This window comes from Endozoicomonas ascidiicola (assembly GCF_001646945.1).
GTDB classification, from domain to species: Bacteria; Pseudomonadota; Gammaproteobacteria; order Pseudomonadales; family Endozoicomonadaceae; genus Endozoicomonas; species Endozoicomonas ascidiicola.
On sequence record NZ_LUTV01000020.1, the window covers coordinates 1 to 1,727 of the forward strand.

At 41.8% G+C, this 1,727-nt stretch carries 2 protein-coding genes; both read left to right on the forward strand.

Annotated features, from left to right (window positions below; translation table 11 throughout):
* On the forward strand, nt 1-285 hold a 285-nt coding region (locus AKL11_RS26125), incomplete at its 5' end, for a hypothetical protein (RefSeq protein ID WP_216636848.1).
* A gap of 406 nt (nt 286-691) precedes the next feature.
* Nucleotides 692-1,285 carry a hypothetical protein gene (locus tag AKL11_RS24150; protein WP_067522909.1) on the forward strand — a complete coding sequence of 198 codons (594 nt, stop codon included), beginning with the start codon at nt 692-694 and terminating at the stop codon, nt 1,283-1,285.
* The last annotated feature ends 442 nt before the right edge of the window (nt 1,286-1,727 follow it).

Sequence of the window (1,727 nt, forward strand, 5' to 3'; positions counted from 1 at the left end):
TGCGCAGCTAACAAAAAAATCGAGTTCGTTCCGCTGCGCTCCACCGGACGCGCCTGCGGCGCGCCGCACATTTTGGCGTTAGCTGCTGTGTTTTTACCAGAGTTGCACACCTGTGAACTTTTCTGTATTGGTAGTTTTTTTGTCCAGTTCTATCGTAAGGTTCAGAAGAGTTCGGTAACCTTCTTTTTGCAAGCTGGCGTGAGAGTTTTGTCGTTTATTCCTCCTTTTATGCCAGCGTCAAAATCGTCGTTTGCTGTTTGTATTTCCCAAGCTGGCAGGCGGTAGCGTGCCAGTTTCATTATTCCGCGCCAGCGCAGAGATCGTTTTCCTTTCCATCTCTTTGGACGGAGAGTTGGTGGGGTAAGGCGCAGGTTTTCTGTATCGTGCAAAGTTTCAAGTTTTTGTCAGGTCAGAAAATTACATTGCCATAAACATCAAGTAGTCAAACTTTCTGGTTCAAACTGTTTCGAGGTATTTTTGGTCAGTGTGGTTTTCAGCACCGTTCAAAATCTCTGGTTGTAAATCTTCTGGTTTTTACTTTGTTGCCAGTCGTACTCGCTTCAGGTTTTCGTCACAGTTCAACTATTTTACGGGCTTACGCAGCTAACAATAAAATCGTGTTCGTGCTGCGCACCGGACGCCTACGGCGCCGCACATTTTGGCGTTAGGCCTTAATACGGAGTAAATAAATTTGGATTGGCTAGAATTTTTTTCATCCATCATAAATAGCTTGGCATGGCCTCTAGCTATTACTGGAGTGATATTTCTACTGAGAGAACCGCTCATAAGGCTTCTTCCCTCTGTAGATAATATGCAATATGGTGATTTTTCAATTCAATTTAGGCAAAAAGTACAGGAGCTAGCTGAAGATTCAAAGGAATTACTTTCTGAAAATAAAGAAAGTGAAGATATATCACCAGTAAATTTGGAAGAATACTTATTAAATCTCGCTGTGCTTTCTCCCCGATCAGCTGTCATAGAGTCCTGGTTAAATCTAGAGGCTTGGGCTAAGAATAGACTTTCACATGAAGAAGACATTAAAGACAATTCATTGAAAAAACTTGGTGGATACGCCCTTGAAATGGAGCTATTAACAAGAAATATATTAAATAAAAATGAAATAAATGCATTCCAAAGGTTAAGAGAATTAAGGAATCAGGCCGTTCATATGGCCGAGAAAGAATTTACTGACAATGTTGAGAGCTATATACAACTATCTCTTGCTCTAGCTGTTTCAATTCGTAAATCATTTCACCCAGCACACGTGTCGCAGAAAAAGGCCTAACAAAAATTTCCAGGGGACGCCTGCGGCGCCCCTGAAATTGGCGTTAGCTGCTGTGTTCTACCAGAATTGCAAACCCGAGAGTTTTACTGCGTTGGAAGTTTTTTTGTTCTGTCTATCGAAAAGTTCATAAGAAATCGTCAGTCTTCGTTTTGCAAGCTGGCGAGAGAGCTTGGTCGTATATTCTTTCATTTATGCCAGCGTCAAAATTCTCGTTTTCTGTTTGCTATTTACCAAGCTGGCAAGCGCCATTGTACGAATATCCTTTTACTGCGCCAGCAGAAACAATTTTCCCTTTCCATCTTTTTGGACGGTGAGTTGGTGGGGAAGGGAACAGTTTTTTGTACTGTGCAAAGTTTCAAGCTTTTTGCAATCCAGGAAGTAACTTCGTCATAAACATCGAGTAGTCAAACCATCTGGTTCAAACTGTTTCGAGGTATTTGGG